The sequence below is a fragment of the Pelotomaculum propionicicum genome (assembly GCF_004369225.1).
Classification (GTDB): Bacteria; Bacillota; Desulfotomaculia; order Desulfotomaculales; family Pelotomaculaceae; genus Pelotomaculum_B; species Pelotomaculum_B propionicicum.
Genome location: NZ_QFFZ01000003.1, coordinates 14386 through 34076, shown reverse-complemented (window position 1 = coordinate 34076; position 19691 = coordinate 14386). Strand labels below are relative to the sequence as shown.

Genomic DNA, 19691 nt, shown 5'->3' with positions numbered 1-19691 from the left:
ATCCTGCTTACCGGGTAGTGGTAAATCGTGAGATATTAAGCAGGATGCCCACCGCGATCATGGTAAAAAGCAATGAGGTGCCGCCGGAACTAATAAACGGCAAAGGAATGCCGGTTACCGGCAGGGATCCTGTTACAACACCTATGTTGATAATAGCCTGTACTCCCACCCAGGCGGTAATACCCGTGGCCAATAAGCTGGCAAAAGGGTCCTGTGAAGTAACCGCTATCTTTATACCCCGCCAGATGAACAGCAAGAAAAGCATAATCACCAGAGCCGCTCCGATAAAGCCAAGCTCTTCCCCGATGATGGCAAAAATAAAGTCGGTGTGGCTCTCGGGGAGGTACAGGAACTTTTGCTTGCTCTGGCCCAGGCCCAGGCCGAAAAGCCCCCCTGACCCTATCGCATAAAGTCCCTGGATAATATGGAAGCCCGCGCCCTGCGGGTCAGCCCAGGGGTCCAGAAAAGCGAGGAACCTCTGCATCCGGTACGGCTTTAAAACAATAGCAAAACCTATCGCCGCCACCCCGGCTAAACCAATACCGCCAAGGTGGGACATCCTGGCGCCGGCCGCGAAAATCATCACAAAAACTATACCCGCCAGAGACATCGCCGTCCCCAGGTCCGGCTGGAGCAGGATCAACCCGGCCGCAAGCGCCAGCACGATCAGGTACGGCAGGACACCCCTGGTAAAAACCTTCACTCTTTCCTTTTCCCTGGCCAACCCGTAAGCGGTAAAAACGATGATGCAAAGCTTTACCAGTTCAGCGGGAGCGAATGGTATCGGCCCGACACCAATCCAGCGCCTGGCGCCGTTCACTTCCCTGCCCACACCGGGAATCAGCACTAAAACCAATAAGACGAAAGCGATGATTAAAGCGGGGCCGATGTAGCGCTTCAGCCGCCAGTAATCGTAATTCAGAGCCAGCAGCATGGCGGCAATACCCATGGCGGCCCAGATCAGCTGTCTCTTAAAAAAGTAAAAGCTGTCATTGTAGTCAATCAGGGTTTTGTACTCACTGGCGCTCAAGACCATAATTACCCCAAGACTAAGCAGGCTCATTACAGTTAAGAAAAGGACAAAGTCAGGAGATTTTTTTCTTATTGACATTGCCGGTCCCCCTATTTATGGCATGGGATTTTTTAGAATTTATGATTTAAATATATTCTCATACCATTTCTTTTAGGCCAAGCACTATCTTTTTAAATAAATCCCCCCGCACTTCGTAACTTGTAAACATGTCCCAACTGGCGCAGGCCGGGGACAAAAGCACAATCTCGCCAGGCCGCGCGGCCTGGTGAGCCAGGAGCACCGCTTCCTCAAAATCTGCGGCGTGCTGAATATTGGTGAAACCTTTAGCCTTGGCGGCATCAGCGATCAGGTCCGCGCTTTGCCCGAGGACCACCAGAGCCCTGGCTTTTGCCTTAATCTTTTCTGCAAACTCAGCAAAATTACTGCCCTTGTTCTTTCCGCCGGCAATTAAAACTATAGGCTCAGCATAGGCTTCGAGCGCCTTGATTGAGGCATCGGGGTTTGTTCCCTTGGAATCGTTAACATACCTGACACCATTTATCTCCGCTACAAATTCCAGGCGGTGGGACACACCTTTAAAGGTCCGCAAAGTGTTGGCTAAAACAGGAGTTTCAACTTTCATCGCTTTGGCCACAGCCACTGCCGCCAGGGCGTTTTCCAGGTTATGAGCCCCTGGTATGCCAAGTTCCTCAACCCCGCAAATTATTTCCGGGCGCTGGTCCAACTCTGCTATGATTTTCCCGCCGCGCACAAAAACCCCGCCCGGCAGTGCCTGCCGCCTGCTGAAGAAGACTGCCTGCCCGCCGGTTTTGTGCCCCAGCGCCGCAGTCACCGGATCATCATAATTAAGCACGGTAAAATCACCAGAGTCCTGGTTGGCGAAGATCATGGCCTTGGCTCCGGTGTAATTTTCCATGCTGCCGTGCCTGTCCAGGTGGTCAGGGGTGATGTTCAGAATAGCAGCGACCTTTGGTTTAAAAGCACTGACAGTTTCCATCTGAAAACTGGAAACCTCAGCTACTATGATGCTGTCTGGGCCGCACCGTTCCACTTCGGTTACCAGGGGCAGGCCAATATTGCCACCTACCAGTGTATCTCTGCCGGTGTTTTTGAAAATCTCGCCGATTAAGGTGGTGGTAGTGGTCTTGCCGTTCGTCCCGGTGATGGCTATAAACGGCGCCTTGGCGAAATTATAAGCCAGCTCAAGCTCGCCGGTGACCGGTATGCCTTGTTTTTGCGCCTGGCTGACCGGCTCAATCGCCAGCGGCACGCCCGGGCTCATCACCACCAGGTCGAAAGTGCCGCGTTCAACTGCCGGATAACCGCCCAGCAGGACCTCAACCCCCGCGGCTTTCAGCTGTTCAAGTTCGCCGCCCGGGTATGACGGGCTGCCGGCATCGGCTAATACCGCCCTGGCTTTTTTGCCCGCGAGAAAGCGGGAAACAGCCAGTCCACTCTTGCCAGCCCCGATTACCAGCACTTTCTTGCCTCGAAGTTCCAATGCACATCTGCCCTTCATAATAGAGTGAAAAACAAATTGACAGGATTAACAGGATTTTTCTGATTAACAGGATAAACAATATAAAATTTATAAAATGATTATTCCTTTTACTCAGTGCGGCACTGTGTTAAATGTAAAAGGTTTTCAAGAGCACAACTCTAATCCTGTAATTCCTTTTAATCATGTAAATCCTTTTAATCATGTAAATCCTGTCAATTTGTTTTAAGAACTAATAAATCCCATAGAATCCTGCCAGGCCGATGGCTGCGAAAACAAGGGTCGCCGCCCAGAAGGAATATACGACACACTGCTCGCTCCATCCTCCCAGTTCAAAATGGTGGTGCAGGGGCGCCATGCGGAAAAGCCTGCGGCCAGTAGTCTGAAACGATATCACCTGAATGATTACAGAGAGCGTTTCAAGTGCAAATATCCCGCCAATGAGCAAAAGGAAAAGCTCGCTCCTGGTTATTACCGCGGCTGCGCCCAGTGCGCCGCCCAGGGCCAGGGAACCTGTGTCGCCCATGAAAACTCTTGCCGGGTGGCGGTTGAAATACAGGAAACCCAGACACCCTCCCGCAAGAGCCGCCATAGTAACGGCCACACCATCTTTTAGTATAACCACGGCAATCAACATCAGCGCCAGGGCGACAATCATACTTATGCCCGTGGCCAGCCCGTCCAGCCCGTCGGTTAGGTTGACAGCATTGGCTGAACTCACTACAACTATGATGGTGAAAGCTAAGAAAGGCCACCAGCCCAGATCGACCTGAGCGCCGCCGAGTGTAAAGTAACCTGAAAACGGCAGCACTATTTCCGTACCGCGCTCAAGTCCCTTTACAACCCAAAAAGCCAGACCCGCGGCAAGCAAAATCTGGCCCAGCAGTTTCTCCCGCGCCCGCAGGCCAAGTGACCTTTTTAAAACCACTTTTATATAGTCGTCTAAAAACCCGATAAAACCAAAGCCAAGAAGGATCAGCAATACCGCCAGACTGTCCTGCTGCCCGTGTCCCAGCAGGATACCTCCAGCCAGCGTCCCGGCTAAAAACATTACCCCTCCCATAGTCGGGGTCCCTGCTTTGCTCAGGTGCCTTGACGGCCCGTCCGAGCGTATATTCTGGCCAAATTTAAGCCCTCTCAGCAAAGGAATCACCAGCGGCCCCAGCAGTAAGGTTACTACCAGTGAGACGGCAAAAGCCTTCCACAAATTTTCCATAAGGACCCTCCTGCCGCACCACGGCGCAACAAACGTATCCTGTGGTGCGTTTTTCAGCAACACCCCCGTGAATTTACCAGGTGCTGGACGATTTGTTCCATTTTCATCCCCCTGGACCCCTTGACCAAAACCACGTCCCCGTCCCGCAGCAGGTCATTTAAAACCCTGATCGCCCCAGGGTTGTCATCACAATGAAAAACCCTTGCCGCTGCAAGACCGGCGCCGGCGGCCCCGTTGGCCACGTCAGCGGCCAGGTCGCCCACTGTCACAAGGTAGTCCAGCCTGAGACCGGCTGCTGTTTGCCCTACTTCCCTGTGGCCCGCTGTGGCCCGCGGCCCTAATTCCAGCATATTTCCCAGCACAGCCACTGTCCGCCTGCCGCCAGCCAGTTCAATCAGAGTCTGCAGGGCGGCCTTAACCGATGCAGGGCTGGCATTATAAGCATCGTTGATAATCTTCAGCCGGCCCGCTTCAATAATTTCCAGGCGCATACCTGTTAAAGCTGCCGCTGCAAGGCCTGAGGCGATCTCCTCGTCTGCAAGCCCCATTTCCCTGCCTACACCGACTGCAGCGAGGGCATTCATTACATTATGCCGGCCCGGCGCCGGCAGGGTGAAATTATATCTCCAACTGCCGTCTGTCGCGTCAAAACGGCTGCCGCCGCCTTCTACAACAATGTTTTCAGCTCTAATACCGGCGCCCTGATCTAAACCAAAAAAAACAACCCTGCCCTTGCAGCGCGCAGCCTCCCTATGGATAAAAGGGCTCTCCGAGTTTAACAGAGCAAACCCTTGCGCGGGTATGTGCTCAAGAATTTCCCCCTTGGCGGCTGCTATATTGCTTATTGTGCCCAGCAGTTCCAGGTGGGTTTCACCAATATTGGTGATAACCGCGGCATCCGGCCGGGCGAGGCGGCACAGGTCGTCGATTTCTCCCGGCCCCCGCATGGCCATTTCCACTACCGCAGCTTCATAATGGTCATCAAGCTCCAATAAGGTCAAAGGAAGCCCTATTTCATTATTAAAATTGCCGGTGGTTTTCAGGGTGCGCAGGCGTATTCCCAGTACCGAGGCTATAATATCCTTCGTCGTTGTCTTGCCGGTGCTTCCGGTGACTCCCACCAGGAAAGCCTTACTCCGGGCCCTGTTGGCGGCAGCCAGTGCCTGCATGGCAGCCAGCGTGTCCTGGACATACAGGACAGGCACATCAGGTAATAATTTCTCAGTCCTGCGGTGCACCACCAAAGCGCCGGCGCCCGCGCCGGCAGCCTGAGAAAGAAAATCATGGGCGTCATGGCGCTCACCCTGCAGTGCGAAAAACAGGTCCCCTTTTTTCAACGTCCTGCTATCGGTTGAGACCGCACTAAACACGGCCTGCGGGTCGCCCTGTAAAATCACGCCGCCGGTCACTCCGGCAATATCACCCAAAGTTATAGGTATCATACATCCTCCATATTGAGCTGTGGGAAGTGGGAAGTGGGAAGTGGGACGTGGGTATTCAGGTATTGCTTACGGGTCATTTTGTGCGACTGAAGTCGCACCTACATCTTCTCACTTCTCACTTCTCACTTCAGTTCCTCCAGGGCCTGGGCGGCTTCGAGGCGGTCGTCGAACGGGAACTTCCGGGTCCCAATAATCTGGTAGTCCTCGTGTCCTTTGCCGGCTATGACTACAACATCACCGGGGCGGGCTGCCTTTACTGCCGCGCGGATCGCCTTGCGCCGGTCAGGTTCCACAGTGTAGCGGCACTCATTAGCTGCCGGCTTTAAGCCATTTTCAATTTCATCAATAATGCCTAAAGGGTCCTCAGTACGCGGGTTATCAGAGGTGATGATCACAAAATCACTGTATTTGGCAGCAATCTGGCCCATGAGCGGCCTTTTGGTCCGGTCACGGTCACCACCGCAGCCGAACACCGTAATCAGGCGCCCCCTGGTAATCTGGACGGCGGTTTTTAAAATATTTTCGAGCCCGTCCGGGGTATGAGCATAGTCCACAATGACAGCAAAGTCCTGCCCCTTGTCTACCAGCTCAAAACGTCCAGCTACCCCCCCGGTCGCTTCAAGTGTGTCCCTGATCGTATTGGCCGGTATGCCAAGCGCGGCAGTCACGGCAAAAGCGGCCAGAGTGTTGTAAACATTAAACAGGCCGGTGATTTTTAGCTTCAAGGGGCAGCTACCCCACCTGCCCCGGGCGGTGAAATTGACTCCTCTGGCGCTGACCTCAATACCCTCCGCCCGCACGTCAGCCTGGCTTTCGATCCCGTAAGTATAAACAGGGACACCGGCAGATCTGATAAACTCCGCAGCCCTGGCGTCATCGATATTAACAACCGCATACTTTCCTTGCTTCTTCACACCTGGCAGGGCCAGGCTTTTAAACAGCCCCAGCTTAGTTTCCAGGTAATCTTCCATATTTTCATGGAAGTCCAGGTGGTCCTGGGTGAAGTTGGTAAACACAGCGACATCAAATTCACACCCTGCCACCCTGTGCAGGGCCAGGGCATGAGAAGAAACTTCCATGATACAGGTACCGACACCTTCAGCGGCCATATCAGCCAGCAGCCTTTGCAGGTCAAGAGATTCCGGCGTGGTGTGTTTTACCGGCAGGATCCTGTCACCGATACGGTTGTGGATAGTGCCGATTAAGCCGGTCTTCTGGCCGGCGGCGCTTAAAACGGCAGCCACCAGGTTGGTGGTGGTGGTTTTGCCGTTGGTACCTGTAATACCGATCATTTTCATTTTAGAGGATGGATAACCATAAAAGCGTGCGGCAAGAAGCGCCAGGGCTAACCTTGTGTCCGGCGTCAGAGCCCAGGCCAGGCCGGGTGGAAGGTCAGCCTCACGCTGCGTGACCACCGCCACGGCGCCATTTTTTATTGCCTCGTTGATATATTCATGACCGTCAGCTTTAAATCCCTTTACCGCTACAAATAAAAAACCCGGCTCTACCTGGCGCGAATCATACGCTATCCCCTTTACCGGTACAGCCGGATCGCCGGCAGTGGCACAAACCTCAACCGCTTCAAGCAATTCCCCAAAAAGCAAGGCAAAATCCTCCTGATATATAGCACATAATATCTTGCTTACATATTATTTCCAATATTAGGCAAAGTATTCCAGGCCACAGCTCCGGGTGGTTCATTCAGCCTCAAAAGGTAATATAGGCCGACCAATAATTTCTTACAAATTATAAACCAGTTTACTGCGTCAGTCGAGAAATTCTTTTATCCCCGGGGGCTGGAAATCTATAGTAATAGTGGAACCTCTGGCAGCTTTTGAACCCGGCTTTTCCTGTTGGCCTACTGCTATACCGGTACCCCGCGGGTTAAGATGCAGTCCCAGTTTTTCTAAAACACTTCCCGCTTCTTTCATGGTTAAGCCGGCCAGATCCGGCACTGTTATTTCTCCTGACGGGTCTGTGCCGCCGGCCCGCAGTTCCAGAATAACGGTCGAACCGTTAAATACCTGTGCTCCTCCTTTGGGTGTCTGGTCAAACACAATTTCTCCCTCGCCCCTTGTCTGGACAACAAATCCAGCATTATTGAGCACATTTTGAGCTTCCTGCAGCGGGTAATTCACAACATTGGGCATGCCCCGCTTGATCTTCGGCTCCTCATAAACAAAAGGCAGCTGCGGCTTCTCCAGGTCAGGCCTCTCCGGCACTTTCAAATACCTGAGGGTGTCCAAGGCAATAGACTTGAAAGCCGGCGCAGCCACCTGGCTGCCGAAATAGGCCGCGCCGCTTGGTTCGGCGACCATAACCAGCACGGCTATTTGCGGGTCTTCCGCTGGGGCAAAACCGCAAAAAGAGGCGACGTACTTGCCGTCAGAATACCCGCCCGTTTCCGCCACCACCTGGGCTGTGCCTGTTTTCCCCGCTGCTCCGTAACCATCTACAAAAGCGTTTCTGCCAGTCCCTTTAAACACCACATTGGTCAGCAACTCCATCAGGGTCTGCGCGGTTTTTTTAGATATAACCTGGCGGACCGGCTCGGGTTTAAATTCTTTAATCACCTTTCCATCCGCGTCAGTTATTGACTTGACCAGGAACGGTTTTAACAGGACTCCGCCGTTAGCCACAGCCGAAGCCGCCGTCAGCAGCTGGATCGGGGTCACAGCGATCGACTGCCCTATAGACATGGTGGCTATATTAAGTTCAGTAGCTTCATCCTGTGGTATTTCTATGCCTACCTCTTCACCCGGCAGGCTGATGTTGGTTTTTTGCCCAAAACCAAAAGCATTAATATATTTATAAAACCTTTCAATGCCCAGCCTTAAGCCCACTGTAATGAAACCGGGGTTGCAGGAGTTTTGGGCGACTTCCTCAAAAGTCTGGGAGCCGTGCCCGCCGTCGTACCAGCACCTGATTGTACGGTCCGCAACCCTTATATAACCGGGGTCGTAAAAAGAGTCACCCGGCCTGACCGCCCCTTCTTCAAGAGCTGCCGCCGCTGTAATAATTTTGAAAGTTGATCCCGGCTCATAGTTATACCAGATGCTTGGGTTGTGGTCCCATACCGACTGGGGCTGTTTTCTCCAGTCACCAGGATTGAAAGTGGGCCGGTTGCCCATGGCGAGGATTTCACCGGTTTTGGGATTCATCACAATAATTACGGCCAGCTTGGGGTGGTGGACATCAACGATCTTGTCCAGTTCCCTCTCCGCAAAAAACTGAATATGCTGATCTATGGTCAGCACAAGATTGTGGCCGGGTGTTGGAGGGATAAATTTATGGAGAGCTTCCGGGATGTTCCTGCCAACAGCGTCCTTTTCAATGACTATCCGTCCGGGAACACCTCTTAATTCCTTGTCATAAACACTTTCTACACCAATCAGCCCCTGGTTGTCATCACCGGCGAAACCCAGGACATGCGCGGCAAGGCTTTCCTGACGGTAGAAACGCCTGTTTTCTTCCACCAGTTCCACCCCCTCCAGTTTCAGAGCTTTCAACCTCTGGGCAGAGTCGTAGTCTATTCTTCTTTTCAGCCAGACAAAACCTACTTCTTGGTTTAACTTTTTATATATTTCCTCCTTATCCTCACCCAGCGCCGCGGCTATTTTGTCTGCAGCTTCGCGCTTATTAGTTACCTGAGGCGGAAAGGCGTAGGCTGAATCAACACTGACACTTGTCACCAGTTCGTTGCCGTTGCGGTCTAAGATTGCTCCCCGCTTGGCCTCAACCGGCACATCCTTCATCCGGACTTCCAGGGCTTCCTCCCTTAACCGGTCTCCTTCAACAAGCTGCAGCCAGGCCAGACGAAAAATCAGCCCGATCAGAGCCAGCGCTGTAAGCAGAAAAACCCAGGTTATTCTTTTCCGGATCAAAATGGTTGTTGTCTGCATTTTTTCCCTCTACGAATTCATTAACGGGAGCGAGTCCCAGCCGCATAGAATTCTCCAGTCGGCCAACTAATTCGGTGAAGGCTCTGATAAGACGGTTCTTTTCCGGTCCGGCAGAGGAATTATCGGCAACCTGAGTGTTGACTGAGGCAGCGTCAACTGTCTGCGGCCTGCCGGCCACTGCTAAAACCATAATGTTGTTGTTTGCTGGTTTTACCATCCCCAGTTTGTTTACAGCCAGGTACTCAACCCTTTCCAGCGAGCTCAGCTTGTGAATTTCCTCATCAAGACTGTTGTTTTCCACGCGCAGAAGGGTGAGTTCCTTTTCCAGTTTGGTAATCTGGTAACCTAAAGTCAGCACCTGGGAAAAGTAATAGGTTATCAGCACGCCCACTAAAAAGCACACCAGAACAAGTCCGGATAACGCAGGTACCGGACTCTTTTGTACAAACCTTCTCCTGCGGGTTTTTTCGGGGCGCGGATCCATGTCTGAAAACCCGCGGTAGCCTGTCTTATCCTGAGCTACTATCAATATTATTCTACCTCCGTACGGAATAGAACCGTTAAACAGGAAGGATATGCCATGACTTTAGGTCATCATATTTTTTCAGCCACCCGCAGCTTTGCGCTTCTTGCCCGGGGGTTTCTTGCCAACTCTGCCAGTGAAGCCGTAACCGGTTTAACGGTTACAATTTTTAAAGTCTTAACCCCCGCACAAACACAAACTGGAAAATCCCTCGGACAGGTACAAGGTGAAGCCAGCCGCCGGAACAGGTCTTTGATGATCCTGTCTTCCAGTGAGTGAAAAGTTATCACACATATTCGTCCACCCGGTTTTAAAACTTTTACCGCGGCAAGAACTGCTTCCTCCAGGATCTCCAGTTCCCTGTTCACAGCTATGCGCAGCGCCTGAAAAGTCCTTCTGGCCGGGTGCGGCCCCTCCCGCCTGGCGGGAGCGGGAACAGCCTTTTTAATAATTTTCACCAGCTGGCCTGTAGTTTCTATAGGGTTTGCTTGTCTTTCCTGACCGATAAAACTGGCAATTCTGGCAGACCAGCGTTCTTCCCCGTATTCCTTGATGATCCTGGCCAGTTCCGCCACAGGCAGGTTGTTGACAAGCTCCCTGGCGGTGACTGGCTGCCCCGTGTCCATTCTCATATCAAGAGGCGCGTCAAACTGGTAGCTGAATCCCCTGGCGGGATTGTCCAGCTGGTAGGAAGAAACCCCCAAATCAAACAGTATCCCGTCCACCGCTTGCAATTCCATGCCGGTGAGAATTTCCACAAGTTTAACAAAGTTGGCCTGGACCAGCACCGCCCTGTCCCCAAAAGGGGCCAGCCTTTCTCTGGCGGCACTGATAGCTGCCTGATCCTGATCCAGAGCTACCAGGCGCCCGCCGGGTTCATCACCCAATTTTTTTAAAATCACTTCACTATGGCCGGCGCCGCCCAGAGTGCAGTCCACAAAGACGCCGCCAGGTTTAACCTTTAGGTTTTCCAGTACTTCATCAGGCATAACAGGCTGGTGATAGTATTCTATGAAAACCGACCTCACTAGTTTAATTTTCCGTTTTGAAAGCACATCTTTTATAGTCTATTAAGAATCCCTGTTTATAATTATACTGTCCTTAAACTGTTAATAATTCAATTTAATTTCTTAAAATCCTGTTAATCCTTAATAATCCTGTAAATCCTGTCAAATTGTTTTATCTTTTATTAACGCAGCACTTATATTCCAAGATCGAAATCAACGATTTTTTCCGCTATTTCCTCATAGGATTCGGCCGCCCTGGCATTGTACTCATCCCACTGTCTCTTCGCCCATATCTCTACCCTGGAGGAGACACCGATAACAACCACATCCTTTTCCAGATGGGCAAATTCTCTCAAGTTGCCCGGTATTAATATTCTTCCCTGTTTATCGGCTTCACATATAGCCGCACCTGAGAAAAAAAACCGAACAAAGGCCCGGGCGTCACCCTTTGTAAAGGGCAAGGACTTCAGCTTTTGCTCAAGCGCGTCCCATTCGGGCTGCGGGTATGCAAAAAGACAGCCGTCAAGACCCTTTGTAATTACAAAAGAGTCCCCCAGGCCTTCTCGGAAGCGGGCAGGTATAAAAAGTCTCCCTTTGGGGTCAATATTGTGCTGGTATTCACCCATGAACATGTCAGGAACAGCTCCAGCTATGAACTATCCACCACAAAAAACCACTTTCCACCACTATACTATAAATCGGCTGAAATTCCTATGGAATTTAGAAAAAAATTAAAGATTTTAAATTTTTTTTTTTAAAGAAATAAAAAAGAGAGACATAACATCTCTCTATTTTATCCCCACTCTATTAAACTCGTTGCCCGGGCACTGTTTTACAGATACTCGTCAAGCCTGTGACGGTTTTTTTTGACAACGTCTTGCGTGGTCTCCTGCTTGATCACTGTTTTTTCTTTTTCATCCCTGCGCAGGGATACTTTTAAATCCAGGGTATAGTCCGCCGGCAGGCGGAGTCCCTGGGGCAGATGCACCACTATGGCGTTCTTATCTCCGGCAGTCCCGTAATCCTTTTTGGAATTAAAGGCTCTTTTTTCAGAAAGCCAGAGGCCTGAGCGGCCGGCTGCAAGGAAGAAAGTAATTATGAAAACGGCAGATGAAATAAATACCAGTCCCAGGCTGATATAGTCCATAAAAACACCCCGCAGTACCAATTATTTACATATACTGTTCTGTAAATGTAAAATAATTCCTGCCGGTACTAGTAAATTTTTACAAATTTAATCTTCCTGCCGGTAAATGTGGCAATTTCCCGGTAACCAATTTTTTTAACCAGCCCGACTGCTTCCTCCAAACCGTTCCCCACCTGCCGGGGGTGGTGAGCGTCGGAACCTATGCTGACAGGAAGGCCATATCTGAAAAAGACTTCCAGCAGCCTGGCGGACGGATAAATCTCTCGGGCCGGGTACCTGAGCCCCGCTGTATTTACCTCTACACAAACGCCTGCCTGCTTAAACACACGCGCTGTGTCCTCATAAAGAGAGCTTAGGTCCCTGACTGGGCGGAAGCCGAACTTCTTTACCAAATCCGGGTGGGCCATTATATCAAAATACCCGCTCAGGGCGGCCTGTCTTAAAAGAGTAAAATACCGCTCATAAACCTCGTCGATGTCTCTCCGGGCATACTCCCCCATCTCGTCCGGGTTGTCAAAACCCCACCCGTCAATAAAATGAACTGAACCCATGACGAAATCAAAAGGATATGGGGACAGTATATTTTCCAATGTTTTTTCATAGCCGGGGACAAAATCAGCCTCGATCCCCAGTTTCACACTGACCGGCGAATTGCTGCCAACCTGTCTGACCCTTTCTGCATAGCGCGGCAGGTCATTTTCATCCATGGCATAATTCATAATCTTTTTGCCGGGAGGCAGCCAATACAAAGGCAGGTGGTCCGAAAAACCAACTTCCCGGATGCCTTTCCGCTCAGCGGCGTCAATGTATTCCTCAATCTCGCCGGATGCGTGGCCGCATAATTTAGTGTGCAGGTGATTATCAACCGGGATCAAGATTCCTTACCCTCACGGGAGCGCAGTTTCTCAGAAACAGAGCTGGCAAGAGCATAAATCTTCTCAGCCAGTTCCGCGTCAAGCAGTCCCGTCCCGCAGGCCGGCGCAATAATGCAGTTTCTGTACAAAAGCTTGCGGGAAACACCCCGCCTGGTCAGTTCCTTCCACTCACGGTCAAGAATTGCCAGCAGGGAAGCCCCGTCCTCATCCAGAACCAGGTCATCCAGAGTGGGGACCACACCCCAGGCTAAAAGGCCGCCCCTTTTCAAAAACTCTTTTAAAGAGGCTATAAAGGGAACAATGGAGCTGAAGTAGTTGTAAGCGTCAAAATTGACCACTTCCACACTTGACTCAAAAAGTATCGACCAGTCAATAGCGTCACAGCAGTGCACGCCTGCCAGGGCGCCCGCGGAGTGTACCGCCTGAAACACAGCTTCCAGGTCTTCTTTAATGGCTTCCTTGGTTACAGTGATATAACTGGACTTGCCATAAACCCGGATCGAGGGCTCATCAATAAAAATGAGTACCGGCAGACCAAACTTCTTTAACTGTATGACCTGCCAGACCGAGTGCAGGGCGATGGTTTTCACAATCAGGTCCCGCAGCTGATCATTGTAATAGGCAAAACGTCCCCGCTCGTCTTTCAGCTGAAAGGCCGCAGTCAGAGGCCCTACAACCTGTCCTTTTAAAACTCGCGCGCTTCCGGCGCCTTTTTTCAGGTCTTCCATAAAGGCATAAAACCCGGCCGCTGAGTCTTCCTCAAAGGCAAACTGGTCCAGCACCGTGAGGTCACCATCCTCATAGGCCAGATACAGAGAATAGAATGCAGTCAGGTTATCCGCCCAGTCCGGGCGGGTTGTGTCAAAATAAACCCTGTCCCCGTCATCAACCAGCAGGCCTATATTTACCAGGGGCTTCAGGAACTGCTCCGCGATGTTCTCCTGCCTGCCGCGCTGCGGCAGCTGAGGCCAGTGAGGTATGCAGGGAACATATTTTTTAACCACGGACAAGGCTTCTTCAGCACCGGTATGCGGTAAACTGCCTATTCCCGTAGCCAGGCCTTTCGGTTCAAAAACCATTGCAAAATCTCCTTTCAGTATTTCTGTAGATAGTAAAATTTTTATTTAATTCAGTCTTTCCAGGCGGGGCTCCCAGCCGACTTGCCTGAAAAGTTCCGGGTAATGCTCCGGGCGGGTTTCGGTACCTTTACCCATAATAGCCACTATGGCCGCCTCCAACATGTTGGCGCCGAGTGACCTGCCATGGAAAGAAGGACCTGCCGCCGCCAGCCACTGGACCCCTCTCTTTTTTAGTTCGTGTACATCTTCCGGGGTGAGAGTGCTGGTTATAATATTTTTACCGCTGAGGTCACCTGGCAGGTGACGCCGCAGGAAATGAAAATCACCCGCTATAACGTCAGCTTTGCGGTAAAATCGTTCAAAGCGCGGTACTGTCGCCTCCTGACTTGCTCCAACCGGGTACAGCCAACCTATGGGCAGCCTGCCTAAAACAGGCAGGGTCAGGCAGGCAGCGGCCCGGAAAGACGACAGTGAGTAAAATGGCGCCGGCAACCCCAGGGCAAAAAGGGCGTCTCCGATAATTAAGCGGCATCCCGCTTTTTCCAGAGCCGCCGCCAGCCCGTAACGGTCGAGCGCAGACACGACCAGGACAGTCTGGCCCCGCCTCGGCCAACCGGCCTGAGACTGGATAAACGGAATCAATTCTCTCTCAACCGTGTCTTTAATACCGCCCCCGTCAACCAGCGGGGTTTTTTGCACCAAAGAGGCTAACCTTATGCCGTCCCACAGTGTGTAGCTCTTGTTGCCGGCCCGCAGGGCAAAATTAACTCCGCCCAGGCCAAGGGCGTCCACATTGCCGTCAAAACTCTTCAGCAGCCCCGCCGCCTGTTTAATATCTCCTCCCGTGCCAATCCTTCTGACAGACAACCTGCAGACTTTTGTTTCGATTTCAGCAGCAAAATCCCGCCGGGGTGAACCCAGGCTGACACTTACAACCCGTTTCATCAAAAACCCCTATTATCAGAATTCAGAATTCAGAAGACAGGAGACAGAATAAAGGATTTATTATTACTTATTCTGTATTCTGTCCTGACTCCTGTATTCTCTGTGTAAATTATAGTTTTCCACTCACAGCCTGTCAAAATTTAGCTGCCAGCGCCTCACGGTATACGTCCAGAGTATCCAGGGCGATGCTCTGCCAGTCATAAACAGTCAGCACTTTCTTCCAGGCCCGCCTGGTCAGGTCACGGGCCAGGCCGGGATTAACCAGGACCTCCCTGATGTAATAAGCCAACAGGCCCGGATTACCGGGAGGCACCTTATAGCCGTCGATCCCGTGTGAGACTACCTCGCTTAGCCCTCCGGTATCCGAAACAATGACTGGAATTTGAGCGGCCATGGCTTCCAAAGCGACAATGCCAAACGGCTCATAAAGGCTGGGAAACACGGCCACATCTGATTGTTTAAGATGCTGGTTGCGCTGGTCCTCATTGACAAATCCCAGGAATTCCACTTTATCTTTTAGCAGTGGGTTATTAGCCTTATCCTTTAAGAAACCTTCGTAGGGGCCGGTCCCGCCCACCAGCAGCTTAACATCAGGCATCTGCGGGAGCAGGTGCAGCAAGGCTTCCAGCAGCACCTGCACACCTTTTTCAGGCACCAGGCGCCCTATAAACAGTATAGTCTTGTCCCCGCCGCGCGCCTCTTTTTCACCAGGCAGAAGCTGCCTGGGCACACCCAGACTGGCCGGATCAACACCATTCGGTATGCTGTGCGTTTTTTTCCTGGCAACCCCAAAGAGCCCCGTGATTTCTTCCGCCATGTAATTGCTGCAGCATATTACTGTTGCCGCCGCATTGGCCAGCCTGTCCTCCAGGTTGTGGATACGGCGCTGTAGATCGTTGTGGATACCCCTGTTGCGGCCATATTCGGTGGCATGTATGGTTGCCACCAGGGGCAGCCGGTAACTGCGGCTCAAGGCTGTGGCGGCTTCCTCAACCAGCCAGTCATGGGCGTGGATAAGGTCACAGGCCTCGTGGTCCATCAGGCTGCAGGCCAGGATTTCCATTGACCTGTTCAGCTGTTGAACCCACTTCATAAAATCTGTTTCAGTCAGACCGGATTGGCTGACACGGTGCACGTGCACGCCTTCAACCAGCTCGTAGTCACTGGCTACGGCTGCCGGGCAGGTAACCACGTGCACATTTTCACCAAGGCGGGCCAGCGCCCGCGAAAGATCATAAACATGCCGGGCCAGGCCGCCCACCGTCCTGGGCGGGAATTCCCATGAAAGCATTAATACTTTCAAAGGCTCACCGGCCAGGCCGCCCCGTGACCTGCTGCCGCGGCTCAAACGGTAGTGGCGGCTGTATATGTTATAGTCTATATCCGGGAAGATGCTGTCCTGCCTCTCGTAATTGGCCAGTTCTTCCTCGTTAACCTGACCGTCCACCAGTGAGGAAGTCAGGCTGTTAAAATGGTTGATATGTTCGCTTGTGCGCTGTACCGCATACTGTACCGCGGTGCCGGTCTTAATGATAAAAGCCCAGTCGCTGCTCTGCGCCAGGAGCAACTCCCGCGCAGCCTGGTTTAACGTGCGGCGGACTGCCCCTGACGCATTCGGGTACAAATCTGCCAGGTCCACCATCGTTGTTTCAGCACGGTGCAGGTGCCTATAGATCCAATCGTTGCTGGGATTAAGCCAGACCTCGTTATAACCGCCTTCTCCCCAGCTGGAAGCGGCCAGATCCACTACCTGGTTTTCAACATATTCACCAAGATAACCAGCCGGGGTGGACATTCTAATGCCGTCACGCCCGCTGTCAACAGCCCGGCATAAATTTTCCAGCCAGATCGGACCTTCATACCACCAGTGCCCAAAAAGCTCAGCGTCGTAAGGAGCCACAATAATTGGCTTGCGATCCATCCATTCAGCCAGCTGGCGTACCTGCTGGCCTCGTTTGCCGGCGAAATCCACCGCGTCCTCAACAGCTTTTAACCCTGCTATATCTGGCTGGTAAGGCTCTTTATAATCCCCCCGCCCTGTAATCCTGAAATACTTAAGGCCGGTGTCGCAGCGGATATTGCCCCCGGGCAGGTAAGGAGCGAGGTAATCCAAGTCCAGGTCATAGCCGATGTCGCGGTAGAACTCCCGGTAAAAAGGGTTGCCCGGGTAGCCTGTGTGCCTGTCCCAGACCTGACGCGAGCTTTCCGGGTCACGGCCGAAAGCGGCCACCCCGGAGCGGCAGAAAACAGGAGCGTATACTCCGTAACGCGAAACCGGGCTAGCCAGGTTGATGCCGTGTGTTTCAACAAAGAAATATCTCAGCCCGAATTCCTTTAATATTTCATCCACACCAGGCACGTAAGCGCACTCAGGCAGCCAGATGCCGGCCGGCAGCCTGCCAAAAAAACGGCCGTACTGCTCTACTGCAAGCTGCACCTGCGACCGCCTGGCCTCCCGCGTCATAATCAAAGGCAGGTAACCGTGCGTGGCGCACGTGGTTATCACCTCCAGCACCCCTAACGCCTGCAGGCTCTGGATGGGCAAAATCAGGTTGCCCTCATAATCATCTTCGAAAGACCGGCGGAGCTCATTTAGCCGGTTAAAATACATCTCTGCCACATTTCTGAAGGCAGGGCTTTTTTCGTTTCTGGCGATCTCGGCTTCCGCCAGTGAAATTAATCTTTTCAGGTGGCGCAGGTAGCGCTCCTGTAAAAGATGATCATTCAACATGGTGACCAGGGGCGGTGATAGGGAAAGAGTAATCTTGAAATTGACACCGTCTTTGACCAGCTTTTCAAAGGCCATGATCAGGGGAACATAGCATTCGGTTATAGCCTCGAACAGCCATCGCTCCTCCATTATCCCCGGATCTTCAGGGTGGCGGATGTACGGCAGGTGCGCGTGCAGCACCAGCGCCAAATAACCTCCGGTCATAAAGAAAGCCCCCCTGGGAAAAAATAATCCATGCTTTAATTATAGCATGGAAGTATTATCCGGTCTTACTTATTTTGGTTTTTTGCACTGTTCGCATACACCGAAGATTTTGAGCTGGTGGTCGGTCACCGTAAAGTTATGCTTCTTGCTGACCCTGTTTTCCAGCTCTTCCAGCAGGTCCTCGTTAACTTCAATAATGCTGCCGCACTTAATACATATTAAATGATGGTGGTGATGGTTTTCTCCTGCCTCCGGGCCGAACTCGTAACGTTTGCGGCCATCCCCGAAATCAATTGTTTGGATCAGGTCGAACTCCTGAAAAAGTTCCAAGGTCCTGTAAACCGTCGCCAGACCCACGTCGGGAGCCCGGAGCTTGACCAGGTTATAAACTTCTTCAGCGCTGAGGTGCTTGCCGTTGTTTTCCAGGAGCACTTTTAAGACCAACTCCCGGCGTGTTGTCAGTTTTGATTCTTTCGCCCTGAGTTTTTCCCCGACATCGGATATAACTTTTTTCATCATCACACCACCTTTCGGGTTTTATTGTGTCAGCCTATAAAACAAATTGACAGGATTTACAGGATTAAAAGGATTTACAGGATTTTATAAAAAATATATGAAGACCTTTTATAATTGTTTCTTTTACCCATTAACATACCTTTTAAGGTTGTCTTAAGAAATCCTCTGTAAATAAGAATTCTAAATAAAATGTGATTATTTAATAGTCCTGTTAATCTTCTAAAATCTTGTTAATCCTGTCAATTTGTTTTTATCTTTTCATTAAGCCAACGGTATAATCATCTTATTTAATATCCCCAACTAGCTCCTACAGGTAGTACTTGCGCTTGTTGTACATCTGCCAGCGCCTGCGGCGCATTTCGTTCTGGTACAGGGCTATGGCAGCAGCGGTAGCTATCGCCGCCAGAACTAACAGCCAGAACCACCATTTAGCCAGTATCCTTCTTTTTACCTCTTGCTGGGCCACCAAATCAACCCTGCCCAACTCCTGGCCGTTTGCATAAAAGGCTGCTTCACCCACCTTTTTGCCAGCCTGCAAAGGAGCCGCAATATTATCGAACAGGGTGATTTCCTGACTTATTTGAGGTTTAGCACCAATTGGAAAATCATAGACCAGCGAGCTGCCCGTCTGGGCGCGCACGGTTTTGGCAACACCGTAACGCACCGGCACATCAGCCATAAATTTACCTGCCTCGACCAGGGACGCCTGGTTAAATTCAGCAAATCCAAAATCTAAAAGCTTTGTCGAATCAGTCCAAATGTCAGTCCCCTCACTTTTCATTACCACGGCGATCAGTTCCCTGCCCTGCCTGGCCGCGGCTGACACGAGACACTGCCTGGCCTCGTCCGTATACCCGGTCTTAACTCCGATAGCGCCATCGTAATTCCACAGCAGCTTGTTATGGTTGTCCAGGTATGTCTGCGCGTTGGGATCGCTGCGTGTGATCGTTTTTACTTTAGTCGAGACAATTTCTCTGAATTCCGGGTTTTGCATGGTGTAGCGGGCGATTAAGGCCATGTCGCGGGCAGTGGTATAGTGATTGGGATCGGGCAGGCCATTGGGGTTGTTAAAATGCGTGTTAACCGCACCTAATTCAGCAGCCCTTTTGTTCATCATCTGAACGAAACCGGGCACCGAACCGCCCAAATGGCAGGCGATAGCCACAGCTGAATCATTGCCTGAATTCAACATCAGCGCGTAAAGCAAATCCTCCAGGGAAACCTGTTCGCCTTCCTGCAGTCCTACTGCGGATCCCTCAACATCAGAGGCCTCTTTGGGGATAGTGACCATCTCACCAGTTCTGGCGCTTTCCAAAGCTATAATCGCGGTCAGAATTTTGGTGGTGCTGGCCGGGTACACCTTGACGGACGCATTTTTCTCGAAAAGGACCTGCCCGTTTTTTGAGTCGACAAGTACCGCGGCTTCTCCAGTAATCACAGGCGAAGCTGCTGCCGCGGGAAAAACAGCGGCCGATAACAAAAATGCGGCCAGACATACCCACAAGGATATTTTTTTCAGCATTCCATCACCTTTACAAGGTTTTTAGGGAGCAGCAAAAAACACCCAGACTAA

The 19691-nt window shown here is 51.5% G+C and carries 16 protein-coding genes; all 16 read right to left on the bottom strand.

Translation table 11 applies throughout. The features are described from left to right. Positions 1 to 7: 7 nt before the first annotated feature. The gene (gene spoVE, locus Pmgp_RS02120) at positions 8 to 1111 is read right to left on the bottom strand and encodes a stage V sporulation protein E (RefSeq protein ID WP_134212318.1); all 1104 of its coding nucleotides are present in this window, start codon (positions 1109 to 1111) and stop codon (positions 8 to 10) included. A 58-nt stretch (positions 1112 to 1169) separates the two neighbouring features. Beyond that, positions 1170 to 2534 (bottom strand): UDP-N-acetylmuramoyl-L-alanine--D-glutamate ligase, encoded by a 1365-nt coding sequence (gene murD, locus Pmgp_RS02115; protein WP_243119692.1) that lies wholly within the window; start codon positions 2532 to 2534, stop codon positions 1170 to 1172. A gap of 229 nt (positions 2535 to 2763) precedes the next feature. Further along, complete coding sequence (gene mraY / locus Pmgp_RS02110; protein ID WP_134212316.1) at positions 2764 to 3747, bottom strand: phospho-N-acetylmuramoyl-pentapeptide-transferase; 984 nt, start codon at positions 3745 to 3747, stop codon at positions 2764 to 2766. A gap of 53 nt (positions 3748 to 3800) precedes the next feature. Beyond that, entirely contained in the window at positions 3801 to 5189 is a 1389-nt protein-coding gene (locus Pmgp_RS02105) for a UDP-N-acetylmuramoyl-tripeptide--D-alanyl-D-alanine ligase (protein WP_134212315.1), read from the bottom strand. A gap of 122 nt (positions 5190 to 5311) precedes the next feature. Then, positions 5312 to 6793: a UDP-N-acetylmuramoyl-L-alanyl-D-glutamate--2,6-diaminopimelate ligase gene (locus Pmgp_RS02100; RefSeq protein WP_134212314.1), complete on the bottom strand. Its 1482-nt coding sequence runs from the start codon at positions 6791 to 6793 to the stop codon at positions 5312 to 5314. A gap of 162 nt (positions 6794 to 6955) precedes the next feature. Further along, complete coding sequence (locus Pmgp_RS02095) at positions 6956 to 9091, bottom strand: stage V sporulation protein D (RefSeq protein WP_134212313.1); 2136 nt, start codon at positions 9089 to 9091, stop codon at positions 6956 to 6958. Next, a complete protein-coding gene (ftsL2, locus tag Pmgp_RS02090) occupies positions 8982 to 9620 on the bottom strand; it encodes a cell division protein FtsL (RefSeq protein WP_134212312.1) in 639 nt (212 codons plus the stop codon). The genes Pmgp_RS02095 and ftsL2 overlap by 110 nt, the downstream gene beginning before the upstream one ends. A gap of 65 nt (positions 9621 to 9685) precedes the next feature. Continuing rightward, a complete protein-coding gene (rsmH, locus tag Pmgp_RS02085; protein ID WP_134212420.1) occupies positions 9686 to 10627 on the bottom strand; it encodes a 16S rRNA (cytosine(1402)-N(4))-methyltransferase RsmH in 942 nt (313 codons plus the stop codon). A 188-nt stretch (positions 10628 to 10815) separates the two neighbouring features. Beyond that, positions 10816 to 11253: a division/cell wall cluster transcriptional repressor MraZ gene (gene mraZ, locus Pmgp_RS02080; protein ID WP_134212311.1), complete on the bottom strand. Its 438-nt coding sequence runs from the start codon at positions 11251 to 11253 to the stop codon at positions 10816 to 10818. A 200-nt stretch (positions 11254 to 11453) separates the two neighbouring features. Then, a complete protein-coding gene (locus Pmgp_RS02075; protein WP_134212310.1) occupies positions 11454 to 11768 on the bottom strand; it encodes a hypothetical protein in 315 nt (104 codons plus the stop codon). Between the two features lie 68 nt (positions 11769 to 11836). Beyond that, on the bottom strand, positions 11837 to 12643 hold the full coding sequence (locus tag Pmgp_RS02070; RefSeq protein WP_345789117.1) for a histidinol-phosphatase HisJ family protein: 807 nt from the start codon (positions 12641 to 12643) through the stop codon (positions 11837 to 11839). After that, positions 12640 to 13722: a uroporphyrinogen decarboxylase/cobalamine-independent methonine synthase family protein gene (locus Pmgp_RS02065; RefSeq protein ID WP_134212309.1), complete on the bottom strand. Its 1083-nt coding sequence runs from the start codon at positions 13720 to 13722 to the stop codon at positions 12640 to 12642. Before Pmgp_RS02065 ends, Pmgp_RS02070 begins: the two co-directional genes overlap by 4 nt. Positions 13723 to 13767: 45 nt before the next feature. Further along, entirely contained in the window at positions 13768 to 14667 is a 900-nt protein-coding gene (locus Pmgp_RS02060; protein ID WP_134212308.1) for a quinate 5-dehydrogenase, read from the bottom strand. 133 nt (positions 14668 to 14800) lie between these two features. Further along, positions 14801 to 17602: a 1,4-alpha-glucan branching protein domain-containing protein gene (locus Pmgp_RS02055; RefSeq protein WP_134212307.1), complete on the bottom strand. Its 2802-nt coding sequence runs from the start codon at positions 17600 to 17602 to the stop codon at positions 14801 to 14803. A gap of 69 nt (positions 17603 to 17671) precedes the next feature. Continuing rightward, positions 17672 to 18118, bottom strand: coding sequence for a Fur family transcriptional regulator (locus Pmgp_RS02050; RefSeq protein ID WP_134212306.1), 447 nt, complete (start codon positions 18116 to 18118; stop codon positions 17672 to 17674). A gap of 307 nt (positions 18119 to 18425) precedes the next feature. Next, positions 18426 to 19640, bottom strand: a complete 1215-nt coding sequence (locus Pmgp_RS02045) for a D-alanyl-D-alanine carboxypeptidase family protein (RefSeq protein WP_134212305.1) — start codon at positions 19638 to 19640, stop codon at positions 18426 to 18428. Between the last annotated feature and the right edge of the window lie 51 nt (positions 19641 to 19691).